This is a genomic window from Achromobacter ruhlandii (genome assembly GCF_902859695.1).
GTDB lineage: Bacteria > Pseudomonadota > Gammaproteobacteria > Burkholderiales > Burkholderiaceae_B > Achromobacter > Achromobacter ruhlandii.
Genome location: NZ_CADIJL010000041.1, coordinates 1 through 19,547, shown reverse-complemented (window position 1 = coordinate 19,547; position 19,547 = coordinate 1). Strand labels below are relative to the sequence as shown.

Sequence of the window (19,547 nt, the reverse complement as noted above, 5' to 3'; positions counted from 1 at the left end):
GCGGTAGATAGGGGGAAGAGGAAAGTTATTTGCCGCGTTCGGACAGCATGTCCAGCCCGACGGTCAAATCCAGGATCACGATGGCGACGACCGCAGCCACGATCGTGGCGCCCGATACGGCTGCGATGGTCGGATCAATCGTGTATTGCACGTAGTTGAAAAGCTTCACGGGGATGGTGTTCAGGTCCGCCGTGGTGTTGAAAATCGACAGCTCCACATTGATCCATGACGAGATGAAGGCGAAGATCGAACCGGTCACGATGCCCGGACGGATCTGCGGCAGCACCACCAGGAAGAATGTGGTCCAGGGGTTGGCGCCCAGGTCGGCCGAGGCTTCCTCCAGCGCGCGCTGTTCCGGCGTGAGCAGCGTCAGGGTGGAGCGCAGTACGAACGGCGCGATGATCACGACGTGGCCGATCAGGAGCGACAGGAAGCTGCGGGTCAGGCCGAAGTACGCGCCGAACTGCAGCAGCGCGGCGCCCAGCACGATGTGCGGCAGCACCAGCGGCGACATCAGCACCGAGGTCAGCGCGGCCTTGCCCGGAAACGCGTAGCGCGCCAGCGCCAGCGCCGCCGGCACCGTCAGCAGCACCGCCGCCACCGTGGCGGCCAGCGCCAGCACCGTGCTGGTGGTGAACGCGGCCACATAGCCGGCCTCGACCAGCAAGGTGCGGTACCACTCCAGCGTCCAGCCTTGCGGCGGGAACGCCAGGTACGGCGTGGCGGTGAACGACGCGCCCAGGATCACCACGAGCGGCAGCGCCAGGTAGGCCAGCACGGCCAGCGCGGTCAGGCGGATCAGGTGGCGGGCGATCATCGCGCGGCTCCCGGCAAGGTGGCGGCGCGATTGGCCAGCGCCACCAGGATCAGGGTGAAGACCAGCAGCACCATGCTCAGCGCGCCGCCGTAATGGAAATCGAACACCGTGCTGTATTGCTGGAAGATCAGCATCGACAGCACCGTGACGCGGCCGCCCGACAGCAGCGCCGGCGTCACGTAGGCGCTGACCGCCAGCGTGAAGACGATGATGGCGCCCGACACCACGCCGGGCAGCGTCAGCGGCCAGGTCACGTGCAGGAAGGTCGAGGCCGGGCTCGCGCCCAGGTCGGCCGAGGCCTGCTCGCAGGCCGGATCGACCCGCGCCAGCGCATTGCCGACCGCCAGCACCACGAACGGCAGCAGCACGTAGACCATGCCGATCAGAATGCCCAGCTCGGTGCCGATGAAGCGCATCGGCCGGTCCACCGCGCCGGTCGCCATCAGGCCCTGGTTGACCAGGCCGTTGCGTCCCAGCAGCACCATCCAGCCGAAGGCGCGCACGATGTTGCTGGTGAACAGCGGCACCACCAGCAGGATCACACAGGCGCGGCGCCAGGCCTGCCAGCGCACCACGCGCACCAGGTACCAGGCCAGCGGATAGCCCAGCACCAGGCAGGCGACGGTGGTGAACAGGGCCAGGCGGAATGTCACCAGGATCACGTCCCAGTGGTACTGGTCGGCCAGCACCTTCGTGTACTGCGCGAGCGTCGGCGTCAGGCCGTCCGGCCCGCCCGTAGCGCTGGCCAGCGCCACCACCGCCAGCGGCGCCAGGAAGAAGGCCGCGAAGAACAGCACCGGGGCCGCCAGCAGCAGGCCGGGGGAGAGCCAGGCGCGCCGCGTCATGGCTGGCCGCCGATCAGGTGCAGGTGTGCGGGCGCGAACGCCAGCGTCACCTCGCCGCCGGCATGCAGGCCGCCGGGCGCGAGACCGCCGTGGCGCGCCACCAGGGTCTGGCCGCCGATGTCGACGTGGATCATGCTGTGGCTGCCCACATTGATCACGTCGCTCACGGTGCCGGTCAGCATGGCGTCGGCGCGCTCGCACAGCTTCAGGTCCTCGGGCCGCAGCACGGCCAGGCCGCGCGCCGTCGCCGGACGTTGGGCGAGCGGTACGCGCAGGCGCTGGGCATCCAGCATCAAGGCGCCGTCATCGGCCACCGTATAGGCGATGAAGTTGGCATCGCCGATGAACTCGGCGACGAAGCGCGTGGCCGGCTGGCGGTAGATGTCGGTGCCGGCGCCGACCTGTTCGATGCGGCCGGCGTGCATGACCACGACGCGGTCCGCCATGGTCATCGCTTCTTCCTGGTCATGCGTCACGAAGATGAAGGCGATGCCCAGGCGGGCCTGCAGATGCTTGAGTTCGAGCTGCATGCGCTTGCGCAGCTTCAGGTCCAGCGCGGACAGCGGCTCGTCCAGCAACAGCAGCTTGGGCTGGTTGACGATGGCGCGCGCCAGCGCCACGCGCTGCTGCTGGCCGCCCGACATTTCGCGGGGATAGCGCGGGCCGAAGTCGGCCAGGCCGACCATGTCCAGCGCATCCCGGGCGCGTTCCGCCGCCTGCGCCTTCGAGGCGCCCTGGCGCCGCGGACCATAGGCGACGTTCTCCAGCACCGTCATGTGCGGGAACAGCGCATAGTTCTGGAACACGGTATTGAGCGGGCGGCGATGCGCCGGCAGGCCGCTGACGTCCTGGCCGTCGATCAGGATGCGGCCCGATTCCGGCTGCAGGAAACCGGCGATCGACTTGAGCAGCGTGGTCTTGCCGCAGCCGCTGGGGCCCAGCAGCGCCACGAACTCTCCCTGCTGGATCGCCAGGTCGATGCGATCCAGCGCCTGGTAGGCGCCGAAGCGCATCGACACGCCTTCGATGGTGAGCAAAGCAGACATGGGAAGCGAACCTTGCTCAGCGCTTGCGGGCGACCTGCCGGTTCCACGCGTCGGTGACCTCGGCGCGGCGGGCGTTGATGATGTTCCAGTCGAACAGGCTCAGGTTCTTGACCGAGCCTTCCGCGCCCCAGGGCAGCTTGCGGGCCACGTCCTTGGAGACCTGCACGTCCTTGACCGCCGGGCCCAGGTACAGCCTGGTCGCCAGGCAGGCGGCCGCGTCCGGCGTCAATGCGGTGTCGATGAACTTCTGTGCCGCGGCCTTGTTGGGCGCGCCCTTGACCAGGTGCAGGCGGGCGTCGGTGGCCCAAACGCCTTCCTTGGGCACGGTGAAGCCGATCGGCAGGCCCTTGTCGATCAGGTCCCAGGCGCCGACGTTGAAATGCGCGCCGATCACCGCTTCGCCGCTCTGGAAGGCGTTGGTGGCCGCGCCCGAGCTGTCGAAGAACAGCGCGGTGTCCAGCGAGGCCAGCTTGGCATAGAGCGGCGCCAGGTTCGACGGGTCGATCGCCCACACCCGCGCCAGGAAGAAGATGAACGGCACGCCCGACGAGTTGGCGGGCGAGGGCACCGCCACCGCGCCGGCATACTCGGGCTTCCACAGGTCCTTCCAGCTGGTCGGCGGCTGTGTCACTTCCTTGGTGCTGTAGGTGATGCCGAGCGAGTAATAGCCGGTGCTGACCGCGAAGGCGGCATTGCCGTCGCGGTACACGCCCTGCTCGATGACGTTCTTCAGGTTGGGAATGGCGCTGGCGTCCAGCGCGTCCAGCACGCCGGCCTGCTGCGCCAGCTCGCTGATGCCGCCGTCCATCCAGGCCACGTCGATGGTCGGCGCGCCCTTCTGCTGCTGCAGCTTGGCCAGCGTGGTGGTGGAGGTGCCGACTTCCGGCACCACGGTGACGCCGGTGGCTTTGGTGAAGGGCTCGGCCACGCAGGCGCGGAACGCCTCGCCCCAGTTGCCGCCGTACCAGGCGACGGTGATTTTCTGCTGCTGCGCCAGCGCCGCGTGCGAAGCCATGAGCAGCCCCGCGCCGAGCGCCGCCGCGCCCAGCGCGCTGCGGGTGTTTGTTGCCATGTCGGATTCCCCTTGTAGATTTGTCGATCCGCGATTCATTGACTCAAGTACCACAGGCGCATCTTGGGCGATGCTCGGGAAAACGAGCTTGAAGGCGCGGGACATAAATTTGAATAATTGCGTCATGTCCGTCGCCGCGCCACCCCCGTCCTTGCCGCTCTCCTATGAAGACGGCGAAGCACACCTGCCTCAGGGAAAACCCGCCCTGACCATCGGCATCGTGCTGCTGGACCAGTTCACGCTGGCGGCGTTCGCCGGTTTCGTCGACGTGTTGCGGCTGGCCGGCGACCATGGCGGCCGCAGCCGCCAGATCCACACCGCGTGGCGGGTGATGAGCTGGGACGGCAAGCCGCGCTGCTCCAGCGCCGGCCTGACTATCGAGGTGGAGGCCGGCCTGCCCGACGACCCGGCGCAGTTCGACTACATCGCCATCTGCGGCGGCAACGACTATTCCAGCGGGCGCATGCCCGGACCGCTGCGCGATTGGTTGCGGCGGGCGGCGGCGCTGCGGGTGCGGCTGCTAGGCATCTGCACCGGCACCTTCGCGCTGGCGCAGGCCGACGTGATCGGGCCGCGCACGGTGTGCGTGCACTGGAATGTGCTGGAAACCTTCCGCGAGCGCTTTCCCGCGACCCGCGCGGTGGTCGACCGCCTGTTCGTCGATGAAGGCGACCTGATTTCCTGCGCCGGCTCCACCGCCGCCATCGACCTGGGCCTGTATCTGGTGGCGCGCCACTGCGGCCGCGACAAGGCCCAGCAGGCCATGCGTCACATGATGCTGCAGGGCGCGCGGCCGGGCCGCGTGCCGCAGGCGCATTTCCGCACCGACCTGTCCGGCATCCAGGATCTGCGGGTGCGCCAGGCGGCGCATTTCATCGAGCAGCGCATCGACAATCCGCCGCCGCTGGACGCCATTGCGCGGTATGTCGGCGTGGGCCGGCGCCAATTGGAACGGGCCTTCCGCCAGGCCACCGGGATGTCGCCAATGGCATTCCAGCGGCAACTGCGACTGGAATATGGCAGCTGGTTGTTGCTTAATAATGCCTGCAGCATCACGCAAATCGCGCTGGATTGCGGATTTGCCGACGGCGCGCATTTTTCACGCGACTTCCGCGCGCATTTCGGGCAATCCCCACGCCAGTTTCAACAAAGCCACGGGCGGCAGGCCGCGCGGCACGAAGGCGAGATCAGCGTCTTTCCCGCGTAGCCTTGCGCCCGCAAGGAGAGCGGCATGACATACGACCTTTGGTATTGGGACGGCATACCCGGACGTGGGGAATTCGTGCGCCTGGCGCTGGAGGCCGGGGGGATTCCCTATCGCGAACGCGCGCGCGAGCCGGGCATGGACGAAGACGCGCTGGTCAAGGACATGCTGTCCGACCGCAAGCATCCGCCGTTTGCGCCGCCTTATCTGGTGGCCGGGAAAATGACCCTGGCGCAAACCGCCAATATCCTGCTGTTTCTCGGTGAAAAGCACGGCCTGGCGCCGGCCAGTGTCGAAGGACGCCTGTGGGTGAATCAATTGCAGCTGACCATCGCCGATATGGTGGCCGAGGCGCACGATACCCATCATCCGATCTCGTCGAGTGACTATTACGAAGACCAGAAAGAAGAGGCGGCGCGGCGCGCCCGCGATTTTCGCGAAGCACGCATTCCGAAGTTCCTGGGCTACTTCGAGCGGGTGCTGGCCGGGCAGGACGCCTGGCTCGCCGGTGGCAAGCGCTGGAGTTATGCCGACCTGTCGCTGTTCCATCTGGTCGACGGCCTGCTTTATGCCTTCCCGCGCCGCATGGGAACGCAGGCGGCCAGATTCCCCAAGGTCATGGCCTTGCATCGGCGCGTCGCCGAACTGCCGGCCCTGCAGGCGTATTTCAGCAGTGGCCGGCGCCTGCCGTTCGGCGAAGGCATATTCCGCCATTATCGAGAGCTGGACGCGGAATAACTGACGATTCCGATTCTCCATCGAATCCGCGGAGCCTGCGTGTGCGCCAGCTTTGGTCTGGCTTGGATGGGTCGTCGTCAAGGTTGGCCCCATTATTGGCGGGTACCGATTCTGAAATCCATCTGAAAATACGGGGGCGGATTCGTATTAACCCTGATTAATACCGCGATGGCGGCCCGGGTTAATCGTGAAACCCAGTGAGATGGCGGCCGTCGTTTTTTTTTTGACAAGTCGCTGATGAATATATTGAGAACGCCTCATTTTTAGGATTAAATATTTTCGACTGGATACATTCTTCCTTTTTTTGTAATCACCGACCTGCCGTCGCTACGTTGGCGACGGATTCGCAGGCAAGCGCGTGCACGCGGCGCGGCGTGCACGGCCTGATTCCCGGGACGCGCCAGCAGTCTGCTTCAGATAAGCCAACTGGTTCCTTCATCGGTTTTCAGCAAACTCGTCCCATTTCCTGCGGGAGACGTCAACATGCAATGGCTTACCCTCAAACGGCTGCTGCGTGCCGAGCGCGGCATGCGGAAAGCGGATCTATACGGGCAGATAGCGGCCATCCACAAGGCACAGGCGGTGATCGAATTCGATCTCGAAGGCCACGTGCTGATGGCCAACCAGAATTTTCTCGACACCATGGGCTATGAGCTGGACGAAGTCCTGGGGCAGCATCACCGTATGTTCGTGGTGCCCGACGAACGGGAATCCGCCGAGTACCTGGCTTTCTGGGACAGGCTGGGCCAGGGCGCGCACGACGCCGGGCGTTATCGCCGCATCCGCAGAGACGGCGGCGATGTCTGGCTGCAGGCCAGCTATAACCCGATTTTCGACAAGCACGGCCGCCCTTTCAAAGTGGTCAAGTACGCCACCGACATTACAGAGCAGCAGCAGCGCCAGGCGGATACCGAGGGCCAGCTCGAAGCTATTTCCAAAGTTCAGGCGATTATCGAATTCGAGTTGGACGGCACCATCATCCGCGCCAACGATCTCTTTCTGAACGCGGTCGGATATCGCGCGGAGGAAATCCTCGGCCGCCACCACAGCATGTTCGTGCTGCCAGAAGAGGCGCGCAGCGCGGCCTATGCGGAATTCTGGCGCAAACTGCGCAGTGGCCGGCACGATACCGGTCAATACCTGCGGATCGGCAAGAATGGCCGCCATGTGTGGATTGAGGCCAGCTACAACCCGATTTTCGATGCCGAGGGCAGGCCATTCAAAGTGGTGAAATTCGCCACTGACATCACCAAGCGTTTTACCGCCGCGCAGACGCTGCGGGTGGCGGTGCAGGGATTGACCGAAAACGCGGAGCGCGCCGGTCAGGCCAATACCCTGGCGCTGGATGCCTGCCGCGTCGCCGAGCAGGGCGGCAAGACCGTGGCCGGGGTGGTGCGGACCATGGGCGCGATTACCGACAGCTCCAAGCGTATTTCCGAAATCATCGGCGTGATGGACGGCATCGCGTTCCAGACCAATATCCTGGCCTTGAATGCCGCGGTCGAGGCCGCGCGCGCCGGGGCGCATGGCAAGGGGTTCGCGGTGGTGGCGGCGGAAGTGCGCAGCCTGGCGCAGAACAGCGCGGCCGCGGCCAAGGAAATCAAAGGCCTGATCACCACCTCGGTCGAGCAGATCGAGAGCGGCGCGGGCCAGGTTCAGTCCGCCGGCGCCACGATGGAGGACATCGTGGCTTCTTCGCGCCGGGTCACCGAGATCATGGGCGAAGTGGTGCAGGTGTCACTGGCGCAATCCGCCAAACTGGCCGAGGTCACCGAAGACATCACCCAGATGACGGCCGAAGCCGCTGCCGCGTTGCAGTCCGCCCATGAGTTGCATGGCGGGGCGGTGCTGCGGCCAGCGGTCAAGCCGGTGACCCCGTCGGTGCGCGCGCGCCCGGCGGCCAATACGCCGATGCCGCCCAAGCCGGTGCTGGAGTACGTGCGCTATTGAAGGGCCGGGCGGCTGCGGCCCGGGTGCGCTATAAATACGGTCTTGTCCGAACCCGTCGGCCCGGGCGGGAGCTTTCCCACCCGGGCCGTGTTTTTCCGCGGTACTTCCTCATGACCGAATCCGAAGCCCTGGCGCTTGCCACCCACCGTCATTACAAGGGCGGCCTGTATCGCTATATCGATACGGCCCGCCATTCCGAGACCGAGGAATCCATGGTGGTGTACGAGCACCTGTGGCCGCACACGCGCGGTTTGTGGGTACGTCCCGCCGATCTCTTCTTTGGCCAATTGGCCGACGGTTCGCCGCGCTTCGCGCCGCTCCGGCCGACGGTGTAGTCCATGGCCTTTTATTACCGCAGGACCCGTCCGGCCGGTGCCGGGGCGGGCGCGGGCGGCGCGGCCAAACCCTCCGCGGCGCTGTCGGCGGCCCTGGACGCCTTGCGCGGCCCGTTCGTCGTGGCCGACCTGGAAACCACCGGGTTGTCCACCGCCTCCTGCGAAATCCTGGAATTCGCGGCGGTGCGGGTCGAGCCGGGCGACGCGGCGCGGCGCGAGTACACCCAGGTGGTGCGCACGCGCGCCGTGGTGCCGCCCTTCATCACCCGCCTGACCGGCATCACCCAGGCCGAGGTCGATCGCCGGGGCGTGCCCGTGGCGCAGGCGTTCGCGGCTTTCCTGGATTTCGTCGAAGACCTGCCGGTGTTCTTCCACAACGCTTCGTTCGACCGCCGTTTCCTCGGCGCCGCCGCGCTCGAGACCGGCATGCCCTTTGCCAACGCCACGCACTGCACGCTGGCGCTGGCGCGGCGGGCCTGGCCGGAACTGCCGTCGCACAAGCTGGACGTGCTGGCGCGGCATGTTGGCGCGTCGGAACCCACTCACCGGGCCCTTGCCGACGTGCGCACCACGGTCGCCGTGGCGCTGGCGGCGGGTTCAAGGCTGGCGCCCGCCTGAGGCCGCGCCGGCACGCAACGGAGCAATCATGTCCGACCTGGAACAGATCCGGCTGGCGCTGCGGGCATTCACCGCCGAGCGCGATTGGCAACGGTTTCATTCACCCAAGAACCTGGCGATGGCGCTGTCGGGCGAAGCGGGCGAGCTGCTGGCGCTGTTCCAGTGGCTGACCGAAGAGGAATCGCGCCAGCCGCCGGCTACACTGCGGGCGCACGTGGCCGACGAGATCGCGGACGTGCAGATGTACCTGGTGGCGCTGGCGGACCAGCTAGGCGTGGACATTGCCGCCGCGGTCCAGGCCAAGATGGCCAGGAACGCGTTGAAGTATCCCGCGGACCGTTTTCGCGGCAGCGCGCGCAAATACGACGATCCGCCGGACGTGGCCTGAGCCTCAGATCACCTTTTGTTCGTGATGCACCTGGGGCGGTTCGACGAAGAATCCCGCCACCAGTTTGCGCCACTCCTGAAAATCGGCAGATTCCCGGAAATCCACCATATGGTTTTCGACGGTTTCCCAGTCCACCACCAGCGTGTAGCGTTGCGGTTGTTCGATGCTGCGATACAGCTCCATGCCGTGGCAGCCGCGGGCGCGCAGGAACAGCGGCCTGGCCTGGGCCACGCCGGCTTCGAACAGGGCCTCCTGTCCTTCGCGCACGTGGATGCTGGCAATCTCCTGGATCATGATGGTGTCTCCGGATAAAAGGGCCGGGCAGGAGCCGGCCGGGCAAAGTAGTATGGCGCAAAATCCCGCGCCCATGAACCGATCCGTCCTCACCCTGCCGCGCTTTATCGCCGCCCGCCTGCTCTGGTACGCGGGCGTCGCGACGCTGGCCGCCATGGCCCTGGCGTCGCAAACCCTGTTCAGCGTGGCGGCGGTGCTGTCGGCCATTGCGATCTACATTCCGGTGTCCATGCTGGCCCTGCCGCTCATGGCGTGGCTGGTCCTGCGCCGGGCGCCGGCCGAGCCGCCGGCGGCGCTGGCGCCGGCCTGGCCTTGCTGGCTGGCCGCGGTAGCGGGCATCGCGCTACTGGCCGGCTACCATCTTTCCGCGTGGCTCGAACTGGCCGAAGGTGGCGTGCTGCTGCTGCTCATCGCGGTGGACCTGGCGCTGGCGCGACGCGAATCCGCCCGCCTGCTCGACCACCTGGCGGCCCGTCGTCCACGTTGAGCGCGGCGGTCTCGCGCTCATCCTGACAGTAAGCCTAAAGAATATTCTCGTCGCGACCGTCGCCGTGCGCGCTAGGGAAATCGTGGGAGTACGTCCCGCGACTTCCCATCCAATGAGCTGAGATGCGCTGCAGCATCCAGGCCGCCGGGGCGCCACGTATCCGCCATATGCATGGCCCGCGCGGCGGTGCTCGCAGATTCCACGCCATCTTTTACGTCTTCTTCCTCAGTCTCATGGGACCGGTCGCCCGTTTAACCGATACCGACGTCCTTAGGACGGCGCAATCATTCCGTACCAATACAAAAGTCCCAAGCGCGGCGTTGCCATATAGGCGTACTGCGCCCGGGGGGTAAAGGTCCGCGCCGGTCGGCCACCGGCACCTGTCCATCCGCCTGGGGCGGATCAGGAGGAGCTCAAATGAAAAAGCTCGCAGCAGTCGCAACGTTGTCCCTCGTCGCGGTTTCGGCCGCTTATGCGAGCGGACCGGGCCAGCCCAGCGTTTCCGCGTCTGGCCATGTCGGCACCATCACGGGCACGGTGTCGTCGGTCTCCACGGGCACTTCCGTGGTCTCGACCCAGATCAACGGCTATGGCTCGTCGAGCCAGACGTCGTTCGGTGAAACCGGAGGCGTTGCCACCGCCGGCGGATCCTTCAGCCCGGATGGAACCACCGCGGTCACCAGCACGCGGCAGTACGCCACCAGCGAGACCTACGGCCACATCCAAGGCAATGCCCCGATCATGGTCGGCGACAGCATTGCCAACGGTGGCGCCACGTTCGGCAGCACCACCACCAACGCGACGGCGACGGGGACGTTCAATGCCGGCGCGATCGGGGCGACCGCATCGATCCACGGCGTCGGTCCGGTGGGTGGTTTTGGTCACTGAGCAGCACGCAATCCGGACGGCTTCGGCCGTCCGGTCGAGAGGACATCATGAAAACCCTTGCGCTTGCCTTATCCCTGTCGCTGGTGGCCTTTTCCGCCGGGGCCCAGACCAGCACTTCTTCCTCGACCACCTCGGCGTCCTCGGGCTCGACCAACGCCGGCAACAACCAGGGCGTCACGTTCAATTCCAACAACAGCGGTTCGAGCACCCTGCGCACCGCGCCGCCGATCGGCGCGCAGAGCTTCTATGGTTCGTTCTCCTCCGATAGCTGCATGGTGTCGGCCGGCGGCGGGGGATCGGTGGTCGGGTTCGGCATGAACGTGGCTTTCCCGGTCGAGGATCAGAAGTGCAGCCTGCGCCGCAACTTCGAGCGCACCATGCAGGCGGCGGCCTCCACCAAGGACCCGGATCGCTCGCGTCGGCTGGAGACGGCGGCGGTCGATATCCTGTGCCAGACCGATGACCGCACCAAGGCCGCGTTGACCGCCCAGGGCCTTTGCACCAATCCCTCGCTGACGACGGCGGACCACCGCTTCGAGAATCCCACGCCCAACGTCGCCCAGGCCGCGCCCGCGCCCGCGCCGACCCAGGCGCTGTACGCGCCGGCGCCGTCCGCGGGCCCCGGCCCCGTCGCGCAGACCTATCCGGTCATGTCGGTGCAGAACACCATGGCGAACTCCCCGCCGTTGCGCAATCCGCGCATGGACCGGCAGGGGTTGGTGGACTTCTATTCTCCGGGCTGACGATCGTGCGCGACGATCGCGGTTTCCGGCAGTCAGGGCGTGGCGGCGGGCCGGGCCGCGGCGCCCGGCTCCTCGGCGGCATCGGGACGCGGCTGGGGGGCGGTCTGCGGAGCCGATGCCAGCAGCATCGTGGGCGGCGACGAGACTTCCAGACCGGCCTCGTGCAACCGCTGCAGCAACGTGAACAGCAGCGCGCTGCGCACGCCATAGGCCGCGCGCGGCGACGAAACATAGCCTTTGGCGTTGAACATCAGGTTGCCGCCTTCGATGCCATCCAAAAACACGTTGGGCGCCGGCGTGTCCAGCACGTCCTCATGATCGGTGAAGGCCTGCAGGATCAGTTCTCGCACCCGCTGGGCATCGGTTGACAGCGGCAACGGCAGTTTGATCTGCACCAGCCCCAGCGGATTCGAGCGCGTGACGTTGCGTACCGTCTTGGTCACGAATTCCGAGTTCGGCACGATCACCGTCGAGCGGTCTCCCATCTGGATCTCCGTGGCCCGCACGTTGATGCGCAGGATGTCGCCTTCGACGCCTCCCAGCGATACCCAGTCGCCCACCTTGACCGGACGTTCGGCCAGCAGGATCAGGCCCGATACGAAGTTCTGCACCACCGCCTGCAGGCCGAAACCGATACCCACGGACAGCGCGCTGGCGATCCACGCGACCCGTTCCAGGCCGATGCCCGCGGCCGACAGCGACAGCGCCACCGCCAACACGAAGCCGGCGTAGCCGAACAGCGTCGCCGCCGACAGTTGCATGCCCGGGTCCAGTTCGGTGGTGGGCAGGTAACGGTTCGACAGCCAGCGCTTGAGCATCTTCACGCCCAGCAGCGACAGTCCCAGCACCAGCAGCGCTTGCAGCACGGCGCCCGGCCGGATCTGGGCCTCGCCGATGGCCAAGCCCTTGCGCAGTTGGTCGAAGCGCTGCAACAGATCCATCGGCCCTTCGCCGAAGGGCGCCAGCAGCAGGATCAGGGCCAGCAGGCCCACCGCCACGCGGCCCACGCCGGACAGCAGCACGGCGGCCTGGTCGCGCAGGCTGGGGCCGTCGCTGTCTTCCCGGTGCGAGGTGCCCAGCAGGGTGCTGAAGCCGTCTTCGATCAGCACGGATAGCAGGTAGGCCGACGCCAGGATGATCACGACCCACAGCACCTGCTTGGTCAGGAAACTGCCGAACGCCACGTACCCCGCCAGCAGGCTGGCCAGACTGATCACCAGCACCGTGCCGGTCGCGGTCAGCAGCAGCGATGTCCAGAAGGGTGGGGGCGGGCCATCCTCCCGCAGCGCCTTGCGCCGCAGCCGGCGGCCGATCGACAGCGCCACCGCCATCGTCACCATCACGAACACCGCCACGATGCCGGTCAGCGTGATGGTGGTGGTCAGGCTGGCGTTCAGCAGCACGGGCAGTCGCTCGGCCAGCCAGATCAGCACGACGATCACGCCCAGGACGCCGGGCAGCCAGCGCAGGCGATACGCGACCTTGTCGGAGATCGGGGGCAGGCGCCAAGACGGCCGCTTGGCCGACAGCAGCGCGTATCCCAGGCCCGACACATAGCCGCCAAAACAGACCGTCGCGACCAGATTGGCCAGCAGCGCGCTGGTGCTTTCCGATAGCTGTGAATTCCAGTCCAGGCCGACGTGGATCAGCAGCGCAATGATTCCCGGCGTGGCGACGGCCAGGGTCAGGAACGCCACCGCCAGGAACGAGCGGCGCAGGCGTCCCGGCGGCACGCGCGTGGCCGTCAGCCGTAGCAGCATCCGGCCGATCCAGACGCGCAGGGCGATCGCCAGCGCCGCCGCCGCCGCCAGCAGCAGCCAGCCCCATTTGGGCGTCTGTCCGACTGCGGTGGCCAAGTCGTCGCGCAACGCCACCAGCCGTTCGAGATCGCCAGGAAACTCCTCGCGGAATTCGGCCCAGAACTGGCTCGACAGGAAAGAGTCGCGCCGCTCGCCCAGCCGGGCCTGGAATTGCGTGCGGCGCAGGCCGGAAATCTGCTCAGCCGTCTGGCCGGCGTCGACCGACAGCAGCCGCGCCAGCTTGATCTGGGCGTCCAGCGCGCGGCTGCTCTTTTCCAGCTGCATGCGTTGCGCGGCCACGTCGGCGGCTTCCTTGACGCCTTCCGGCGGCGTGCCCAGCTCGCTCAGGCGCGCCGTGACGCTGGCCAGTTGCGGCGCGAGCGCGTCGGCGGTGGCATCCGCCTTGGACTGGATATCGAGCACGTCGCCGCGTTGCTTGAGCAGGTCGGCGTCGTCGGTTTCGTCCGGCACGCGCTTGCGGATGTCGTCGAGCTGCTTGCGCGCGCCGGCCAGCATGGTGTCGATCTCGGCGGGCGAGGTGGGGGCGGCGGCGAACGCCGGCGCCAGGCACAGCGCCAGCAGCAGGGCGGCGATCAGCGTCGCCAAAGAGCGGGTGCGCGGCAGGGCGCGCAAAAGCGGGTGTTGCGGATTCGGGATCATGTTTCTTGGGGGCGACAGACTCGCATCGAGGCGGCAGCATAACAAGCCGTTGACGGGTCCGTTGCAACAAAAACTCCGCTGCGTCCCCCTTAGAAGCGAGGCGGCAGGCGATCGATCCGACGGCCGTTGGTTTCCAGGAAAACGGGGCCGGATTCGTGCCGGTCTTTCTCCGTCCGGCGGCGCGCCTGGAGGCCGGGCGGACGGGTGTTTCAAGGGCGTCCGGCGCGCTTGCGGGCGGCGGCCGATCGTGGGCCTCCCAATACCTCATCGCACACCTCGAGCCAGGCGCGGGCGGCGTACGACAAGTAACCCGATTGCTGCCAGATGTGCCCGACTTCCCATTGCAGGCCGGACTTGGCCAGTTTCGCGGTGCTCAGGCCGCGGGTCTTCATGCGCCGCATCAGCGGTTCGGGCAGCAACGCCGCGCCCAGGCCTGCCGATGCCATCGCCACCAGGAAATCCCAGTGCGCGCTCTGGGCTGCGATGCCGGGCTGCAAGCCGGCGTCGGCAAAGGCCTGGCGTAGCCGCCGCGTCATGGCGAAATCGTCCGTGGGGATCAGCAGGCGGGTATCGCGCAGCGCGCTCAGCGGCAGCGAGGTCTTGCCGGCCCAGGCCGCGTCCGGCGGCCCGATCACCCAGATCGGATAGCTGCCAAACGCCTGCGCAGCCAGGCCGCTGTCGGCGGCGAGCGGCAGGATAGTGGCGCCCACCTCCAGTTCGCCGCCGGCGACCAGGTCCTCCACCGTGCGGCCGGTGCCTTCGCGCAACGTCAGGTGGATGCCCGGATGCTGTTCTCGAAAGCGCTTGACCACAGGCGTAAACAGCAGGTTGATCATGGGCGGAATGCCGACTTCCAGCGAGCCGCGCTGCAACTCGGCGGTCTGGCGCAGTTCCTCGCTCAGCTGGCGCATGGTCTCCAATACCTGCAGGCCGCGCTGGTACATCACGCGGCCGGTGTCGGTGGGCCGCGCCGTATGGCCGTCGCGCACCAGCAGCGGCGTGCCCGCCTCCTCTTCCAGCTGGCGGATCATCTTGCTGACCGTGGACTGGGTCACGAACAAAGCCTTGGCCGCCTGCGTGAAGCTGGCATGCCGGACTGTTTCGACGAAATACCGCAAGGCGCGCACATCCACGACTCATCTCCTGCGCAAAGCGCGGAACCTCCAATCAATGAAAAAAACGACTGGATTGGATGATTTTAAGTCATTACGAGATTTGGCTGCCGCTTCCTATACTGCGGAAAATTCGTCCGAAAGCCGACCCGTCGGGGGCTTCGGGCGTCAGGAAACGCCGCGCTAGACGGTGCCTGGATGCGAACGGACTGGTCGTCGCATCCGGCCGCGAGCCGTCGGCTTTTTAGAATCTGGAGACACCATGCACACCGACCGTATCCGCCATCCCGGGCTGCGCGCCAAGATCACGACCGCCGATCAGGCGGCCTTGCTGGTGCGGGACGGCATGACCGTCGGCATGAGCGGCTTTACCCGCGCCGGCGACTGCAAATCGGTGCCCGTCGCGCTGGCCGCGCGCGCCGAGCGCGAACCGTTGTCCATCACATTGATCACCGGCGCCTCGCTCGGGCACGACACCGACAAGATGCTGGCGCAGGCCAACGTCCTGGCGCGCCGCCTGCCATTCCAGGTCGATACCACCCTGCGCCGCAAGATCAATCAGGGCGAGATCGCCTTCATTGACCAGCATCTGTCGGAAACCGCCGAGCAACTGCGCGCCGGCCACATCGGCCCGGTCGACGTGGCCATCATCGAAGCCGCCGCCATCACCGAGAGCGGCGCGATCGTGCCCACCATGTCGGTGGGCAATTCCGCCTCGTTCGCGCAGCAGGCGCAACGCGTCATCATCGAACTGAATCTGAGCGTGCCTGCCGCCATCGAAGGGCTGCACGACATCTACGTGCCCACCGACCGCCCGCGGCGCCAGCCCATGGCGCTGATGTCGGCCGACCAGCGCATCGGCCAGCCGTTCATCCAGGTCGACCCGGACAGGATCGCCGCCATCGTCATTACGCAGGAGCCGGACAGCCCGTCCAATGCGCTGCCGCCGGATGCCGAGACCAACGCCATCGCGGCGCACATCAATAACTTCCTGCGCGCGGAGGTCGACGCCGGCCGCCTGACCAACTCGCTGCTGCCACTGCAGGCCGGCATCGGCACCATTGCCAACGCCGTGCTGCACGGCTTCGAGGCCTCGGATTTCGACGCCTTGACCATGTACTCGGAGGTACTGCAGGACAGCGCGATCGAACTGCTCGACCAGGGCAAGCTGGCCTTTGCCTCGGCCTCATCCATCACGGTTTCCAAGCCCGTGTATGAAAAGATCCTGGCCAACATCGAGCACTATCGCGAACGCATCGTGCTGCGTCCGCAAGAGATCAGCAACGCGCCCGAAATCGTGCGCCGCCTGGGCATCATCGCCATCAATACCGCGCTGGAGTTCGACATCTACGGCAACGTCAACTCGACCCATGTCGGCGGCACCCACATGATGAACGGCATTGGCGGTTCCGGCGACTTCGCCCGCAATGCCCATCTGGCGATCTTCGTGTCCAAGTCCATGGCCAAGAATGGCGATATCTCCAGCGTCGTCCCGATGGTCTCGCATGTCGACCATACCGAGCACGATGTCGACGTGCTGGTCACCGAATGCGGCCTGGCCGACCTGCGTGGCTTGGCGCCGCGCGAGCGCGCCCGCGCCATCATCCGGCATTGCGTGCATCCGTCGTACCGCGACGCGCTGCAGGATTACTTTGACCGCGCCTGCGAGCGGGGCGGCCAGACCCCGCACCTCTTGGAAGAAGCCTTCTCCTGGCACCAGCGCTTCAACGAGACCGACAGCATGCGAGCGGCCTCGCCCGTCGCTCGCAAGGTCGCCTGACGATATTGCCCATGCCGGCCTCGCGGGGCCGGCGCCGCCCCGTCAAGCGTTCGCTTCGGGTGTAGGGCGGACATGGGCGTGGTGCTCGGCGGTCACCAGTCCCTTGCTCGATCGTTCCAGTTCGTCGCGCAACCACTGCTTCAGGGCGACCAGCGGCGCCCACTCGCGCAAACTGGGCCGATAGACCAGGTGATAGGTCTGGGCCTGCTCATAGTGCACGGTCACGGGCGAAACCTGCACCAGCCGGCCTGCGCGGATCGCGTCCGCCGCCAGCAGTTCCCGCCCCAGCGTGATTCCCAATCCCTGTTCCGCCGCCTGCAGCATCATGCCGGCATCATTGAACGTCGCCACCGGGGTGATCGGCACGCTCAGGCCCGCGGCATTGAACCAATGCTGCCACATGTCGCGTTCGCCCAGCAGCGGCTGCCGCGCCAGCGTCTCGGGGGTGTGGTCGGGCAGCGCCGCGGCGGTTTCCGGCGAGGCCAGCGCGATCAGCGGCAAGGGCATATCGAACAGCGGTTCCGACTCCACGCCGGGCCAGGGGCCACGGCCAAACCGCAAGGCCGCATGAAAGCCGTCCCGCAGCAAGTCCACCACTTGTTGCGAGGTCTCGATTTCCAGTGAGAGTTCTGGGTGGCGTTTGTGCCAGCGGGCCATGCGTGGCAGCAGCCAGCGCTGTGCGAACGATGGCAGCACCGACACGCGCAGCCGCTGCGCGCTGCCGCGGGCGGCGGCCGAGGCTGCCATGAGGCCCTCGTCCAGCAGCGCCATGGCGCTCTGTACGCTGCATAACAGCGCCGCCCCGGCCGGGTTGAGCACGATGCCGCGCCCGCTGCGTTCGAACAGCGGGAAACCCAACTGTTCTTCCAATCCCTTGATCTGCTGGCTGACCGCGCTATGAGTCAAGTGCAGGCGGTCGGCCGCCGCGCGCAGGTTCTGCAATTCGGCGACGGCGCGGAAGGCGGGCAGGGTGTTCAGGGGCAGGCGCATGGGTCGGTGAAAGGCAAGGGCTGTGAGAACGCGATTCGTCGCGGTATCGCCGACGATATGGCTGCCGGGACGATTAGCTTATTTGGTTAGATTAACTGACCATGATGGGTAAAACAATTCGATTTTCAGCGGTTATTTGGGCGACTACGCTTACCAAAACGGAGCAAATCCAGGAGTCCATCCATGTCCGCCCAAACCCGTATCCAGACAGCCCCCCCGTGCGGTAGCGCCAGCCCGGCCCCGACGCGGGCCCATGGGCTCGACGTTTCGCAGCCGGTTTTCCCGGCAATCCGCGCGGCCGCGCCTATGGGGGCGGCTCCCCAGTTGTCCGTCACCGCCGATCGTCCGACCCGGCCCTCGGGCGATTTCATCGGCCGTCTGTGGCGCGCCTATCGCACTTGGCGCGCCGACAGAATCCTGCGTAACCTGGCGGACGAGATGGACGCCCATATGCTCAAGGACGTGGGCGCGCCGGAATGGGTAGTGAGTCGGGCCACCCTCGAGCAGTCGCTCAAGCGCATCACCCGTATCGACACCCTGCGCTGGTGAGAGCAGGGCAAGAAGTGCTCTCCGCGATGACAGGCCTGGCCGCTTATGCTGTGCCTATATATAGAGATAGAGAGGGGCGCTGCCGGGGATCGACTTCCTATAGATATAGAGATGGACGCTGCCGGGGGGCGACTTCGTTGAAAGAACGGAATCACTCTCCAATTCTCCGCGGCTGTACGACGCAGCTGACTCGAAAGCATGACTACCCGGTGCAAGCGCTTTCACTCTTGCGCATAGGGCTGGCGGAGCGAAGGGGTCGGCCTCCCAGAGGTAGAAGAGGCGCGGACTTTGCCGCCTCCGTATATATAGAGAGGCGCGGCGTTCGGATGGCGGGGATTGCCGGGCCCGCATGGTGAGGCACCTTCATGGCTTCCCGGCTTCCTGGCTTCCGGATCTCCCTGCCCGTCCATGGCTCCCGTCCCCTAGTCCGTCGCCCCTCGTTCAGTCGGTCCCGCACCGAACCTGACTTGGCACGGGGGCCTTGCCGTGGCGACCCTTGCTGCGCCGCGGGGGCAAACATCATCTTTCTGCAAAATGGCTGTCATGCCGGCGTGACAAGCCAAAAATCTGTGCTATAGTCTCGCTCCTTCGCAGTTCACGCAGTTTTGTGAGCCGCGAAGCCAGGCAAGTGCAACGGATTTGGCGCCACGGCGACGAATCTGCCGCAGGGCAGCAAGGCGGTGGGTCAGCGATGATTCTCTCGAACCGGCGGTCAGCGAATTTTGCGTAAGTCGGTGCAAATCAGGCAGAAGCCAGTTGCACGATCTGCAAAAATTGTGCTATAGTCTTGGGCTTGGCTGGTGACGGCGAATCAGGGTTTACCCGATAGGGTGGTCTGAATGGCGTTGCAAGCCGACTGGGCGGTAACCAACCTCTGGAGTGATCCGGGGCTGCTGCGAAGTGAAGCGATTCACGAAACGGCGGGGTTGCAAGATAGGATGCAAATTAGGCAAAAGCCGGTTGCATAATCTGCAAAAGTTGTGTTATAGTTTCAGGCTTGGCAGTTACCGAAAGCTTAGGGTTAACCCTGATATTTCGATAGCTGCTAAAGAGAAAGCCGGGTGCGAGCCTGGTGAGACCTGAAGAGGTCGTAGGCAAGGCAGCGAAGTGAAGCAAGCAACGCTGACTTGACAAACGATAAAAACTTCTTCATAATCTCGTTTCTCTGCTGCTGACACAGCGATCGACGCGAAAGCGAAATCGCCGAAGAAAGCAGAAGATGCAGTAAGTAG

The 19,547-nt window shown here is 66.0% G+C and carries 20 protein-coding genes; 11 read left to right on the top strand and 9 right to left on the bottom strand.

Features of this window, described 5'->3' with window-relative positions:
- Window positions 1–25 precede the first annotated feature (25 nt).
- The 4 genes from HV742_RS28510 to HV742_RS28495 are packed head-to-tail and all read right to left on the bottom strand — an operon-like array spanning window position 26 to window position 3,780.
- A complete protein-coding gene (locus HV742_RS28510) occupies window positions 26–817 on the bottom strand; it encodes an ABC transporter permease (RefSeq protein ID WP_054418647.1) in 792 nt (263 codons plus the stop codon).
- Entirely contained in the window at window positions 814–1,662 is an 849-nt protein-coding gene (locus HV742_RS28505) for an ABC transporter permease (RefSeq protein WP_175146983.1), read from the bottom strand. Before HV742_RS28505 ends, HV742_RS28510 begins: the two co-directional genes overlap by 4 nt.
- A complete protein-coding gene (locus HV742_RS28500; protein ID WP_175146982.1) occupies window positions 1,659–2,708 on the bottom strand; it encodes an ABC transporter ATP-binding protein in 1,050 nt (349 codons plus the stop codon). Before HV742_RS28500 ends, HV742_RS28505 begins: the two co-directional genes overlap by 4 nt.
- Before the next feature lie 16 nt (window positions 2,709–2,724).
- Window positions 2,725–3,780: an ABC transporter substrate-binding protein gene (locus HV742_RS28495; RefSeq protein ID WP_059272230.1), complete on the bottom strand. Its 1,056-nt coding sequence runs from the start codon at window positions 3,778–3,780 to the stop codon at window positions 2,725–2,727.
- A 124-nt stretch (window positions 3,781–3,904) separates the two neighbouring features.
- On the opposite strand from HV742_RS28495, the gene HV742_RS28490 reads away from it, so the two are divergent.
- From HV742_RS28490 to HV742_RS28465, 6 genes are all read left to right on the top strand, one after another.
- The gene (locus tag HV742_RS28490) at window positions 3,905–4,987 is read left to right on the top strand and encodes a GlxA family transcriptional regulator (protein WP_063582382.1); all 1,083 of its coding nucleotides are present in this window, start codon (window positions 3,905–3,907) and stop codon (window positions 4,985–4,987) included.
- A 24-nt stretch (window positions 4,988–5,011) separates the two neighbouring features.
- Window positions 5,012–5,722, top strand: coding sequence for a glutathione S-transferase (locus tag HV742_RS28485; protein WP_059272228.1), 711 nt, complete (start codon window positions 5,012–5,014; stop codon window positions 5,720–5,722).
- A 483-nt stretch (window positions 5,723–6,205) separates the two neighbouring features.
- Complete coding sequence (locus HV742_RS28480) at window positions 6,206–7,672, top strand: methyl-accepting chemotaxis protein (protein WP_175146981.1); 1,467 nt, start codon at window positions 6,206–6,208, stop codon at window positions 7,670–7,672.
- 110 nt (window positions 7,673–7,782) lie between these two features.
- Complete coding sequence (locus HV742_RS28475) at window positions 7,783–8,007, top strand: DUF1653 domain-containing protein (protein ID WP_049075305.1); 225 nt, start codon at window positions 7,783–7,785, stop codon at window positions 8,005–8,007.
- Between the two features lie 3 nt (window positions 8,008–8,010).
- On the top strand, window positions 8,011–8,625 hold the full coding sequence (locus HV742_RS28470) for a 3'-5' exonuclease (RefSeq protein ID WP_081335607.1): 615 nt from the start codon (window positions 8,011–8,013) through the stop codon (window positions 8,623–8,625).
- A 28-nt stretch (window positions 8,626–8,653) separates the two neighbouring features.
- Entirely contained in the window at window positions 8,654–9,013 is a 360-nt protein-coding gene (locus HV742_RS28465; protein WP_049075304.1) for a nucleotide pyrophosphohydrolase, read from the top strand.
- Window positions 9,014–9,016: 3 nt separating this feature from the next.
- Here the strand turns inward: HV742_RS28465 and HV742_RS28460 are convergent, their stop codons facing one another.
- Entirely contained in the window at window positions 9,017–9,307 is a 291-nt protein-coding gene (locus HV742_RS28460) for an antibiotic biosynthesis monooxygenase family protein (RefSeq protein WP_049075303.1), read from the bottom strand.
- 73 nt (window positions 9,308–9,380) lie between these two features.
- Here HV742_RS28460 and HV742_RS28455 point away from each other — a divergent pair, with 73 nt between their 5' ends.
- The 3 genes from HV742_RS28455 (at window position 9,381) to HV742_RS28445 (ending at window position 11,425) form a co-directional block, all read left to right on the top strand.
- Window positions 9,381–9,794, top strand: a complete 414-nt coding sequence (locus tag HV742_RS28455; RefSeq protein WP_254601285.1) for a hypothetical protein — start codon at window positions 9,381–9,383, stop codon at window positions 9,792–9,794.
- 417 nt (window positions 9,795–10,211) lie between these two features.
- Window positions 10,212–10,682 carry a hypothetical protein gene (locus HV742_RS28450; protein ID WP_175146979.1) on the top strand — a complete coding sequence of 157 codons (471 nt, stop codon included), beginning with the start codon at window positions 10,212–10,214 and terminating at the stop codon, window positions 10,680–10,682.
- A 47-nt stretch (window positions 10,683–10,729) separates the two neighbouring features.
- Window positions 10,730–11,425, top strand: a complete 696-nt coding sequence (locus HV742_RS28445) for a hypothetical protein (RefSeq protein ID WP_059272222.1) — start codon at window positions 10,730–10,732, stop codon at window positions 11,423–11,425.
- Between the two features lie 32 nt (window positions 11,426–11,457).
- Here HV742_RS28445 and HV742_RS28440 read toward each other — a convergent pair whose 3' ends face one another.
- Window positions 11,458–13,884 carry a DUF3772 domain-containing protein gene (locus tag HV742_RS28440; protein ID WP_175146978.1) on the bottom strand — a complete coding sequence of 809 codons (2,427 nt, stop codon included), beginning with the start codon at window positions 13,882–13,884 and terminating at the stop codon, window positions 11,458–11,460.
- A gap of 209 nt (window positions 13,885–14,093) precedes the next feature.
- Complete coding sequence (locus tag HV742_RS28435) at window positions 14,094–15,017, bottom strand: LysR family transcriptional regulator (protein ID WP_049075299.1); 924 nt, start codon at window positions 15,015–15,017, stop codon at window positions 14,094–14,096.
- 241 nt (window positions 15,018–15,258) lie between these two features.
- On the opposite strand from HV742_RS28435, the gene scpC reads away from it, so the two are divergent.
- Complete coding sequence (gene scpC / locus HV742_RS28430; protein WP_175146977.1) at window positions 15,259–16,776, top strand: succinyl-CoA:acetate CoA-transferase ScpC; 1,518 nt, start codon at window positions 15,259–15,261, stop codon at window positions 16,774–16,776.
- Between the two features lie 42 nt (window positions 16,777–16,818).
- Here the strand turns inward: scpC and HV742_RS28425 are convergent, their stop codons facing one another.
- Entirely contained in the window at window positions 16,819–17,766 is a 948-nt protein-coding gene (locus HV742_RS28425) for a LysR substrate-binding domain-containing protein (RefSeq protein WP_059272219.1), read from the bottom strand.
- 183 nt (window positions 17,767–17,949) lie between these two features.
- Between HV742_RS28425 and HV742_RS32405 the strand changes: the two genes are divergently transcribed.
- The gene (locus HV742_RS32405) at window positions 17,950–18,315 is read left to right on the top strand and encodes a hypothetical protein (RefSeq protein ID WP_254601284.1); all 366 of its coding nucleotides are present in this window, start codon (window positions 17,950–17,952) and stop codon (window positions 18,313–18,315) included.
- A gap of 1,004 nt (window positions 18,316–19,319) precedes the next feature.
- Here HV742_RS32405 and HV742_RS32155 read toward each other — a convergent pair.
- On the bottom strand, window positions 19,320–19,547 hold a 228-nt coding region (locus HV742_RS32155), incomplete at its 5' end, for a hypothetical protein (protein ID WP_217482429.1).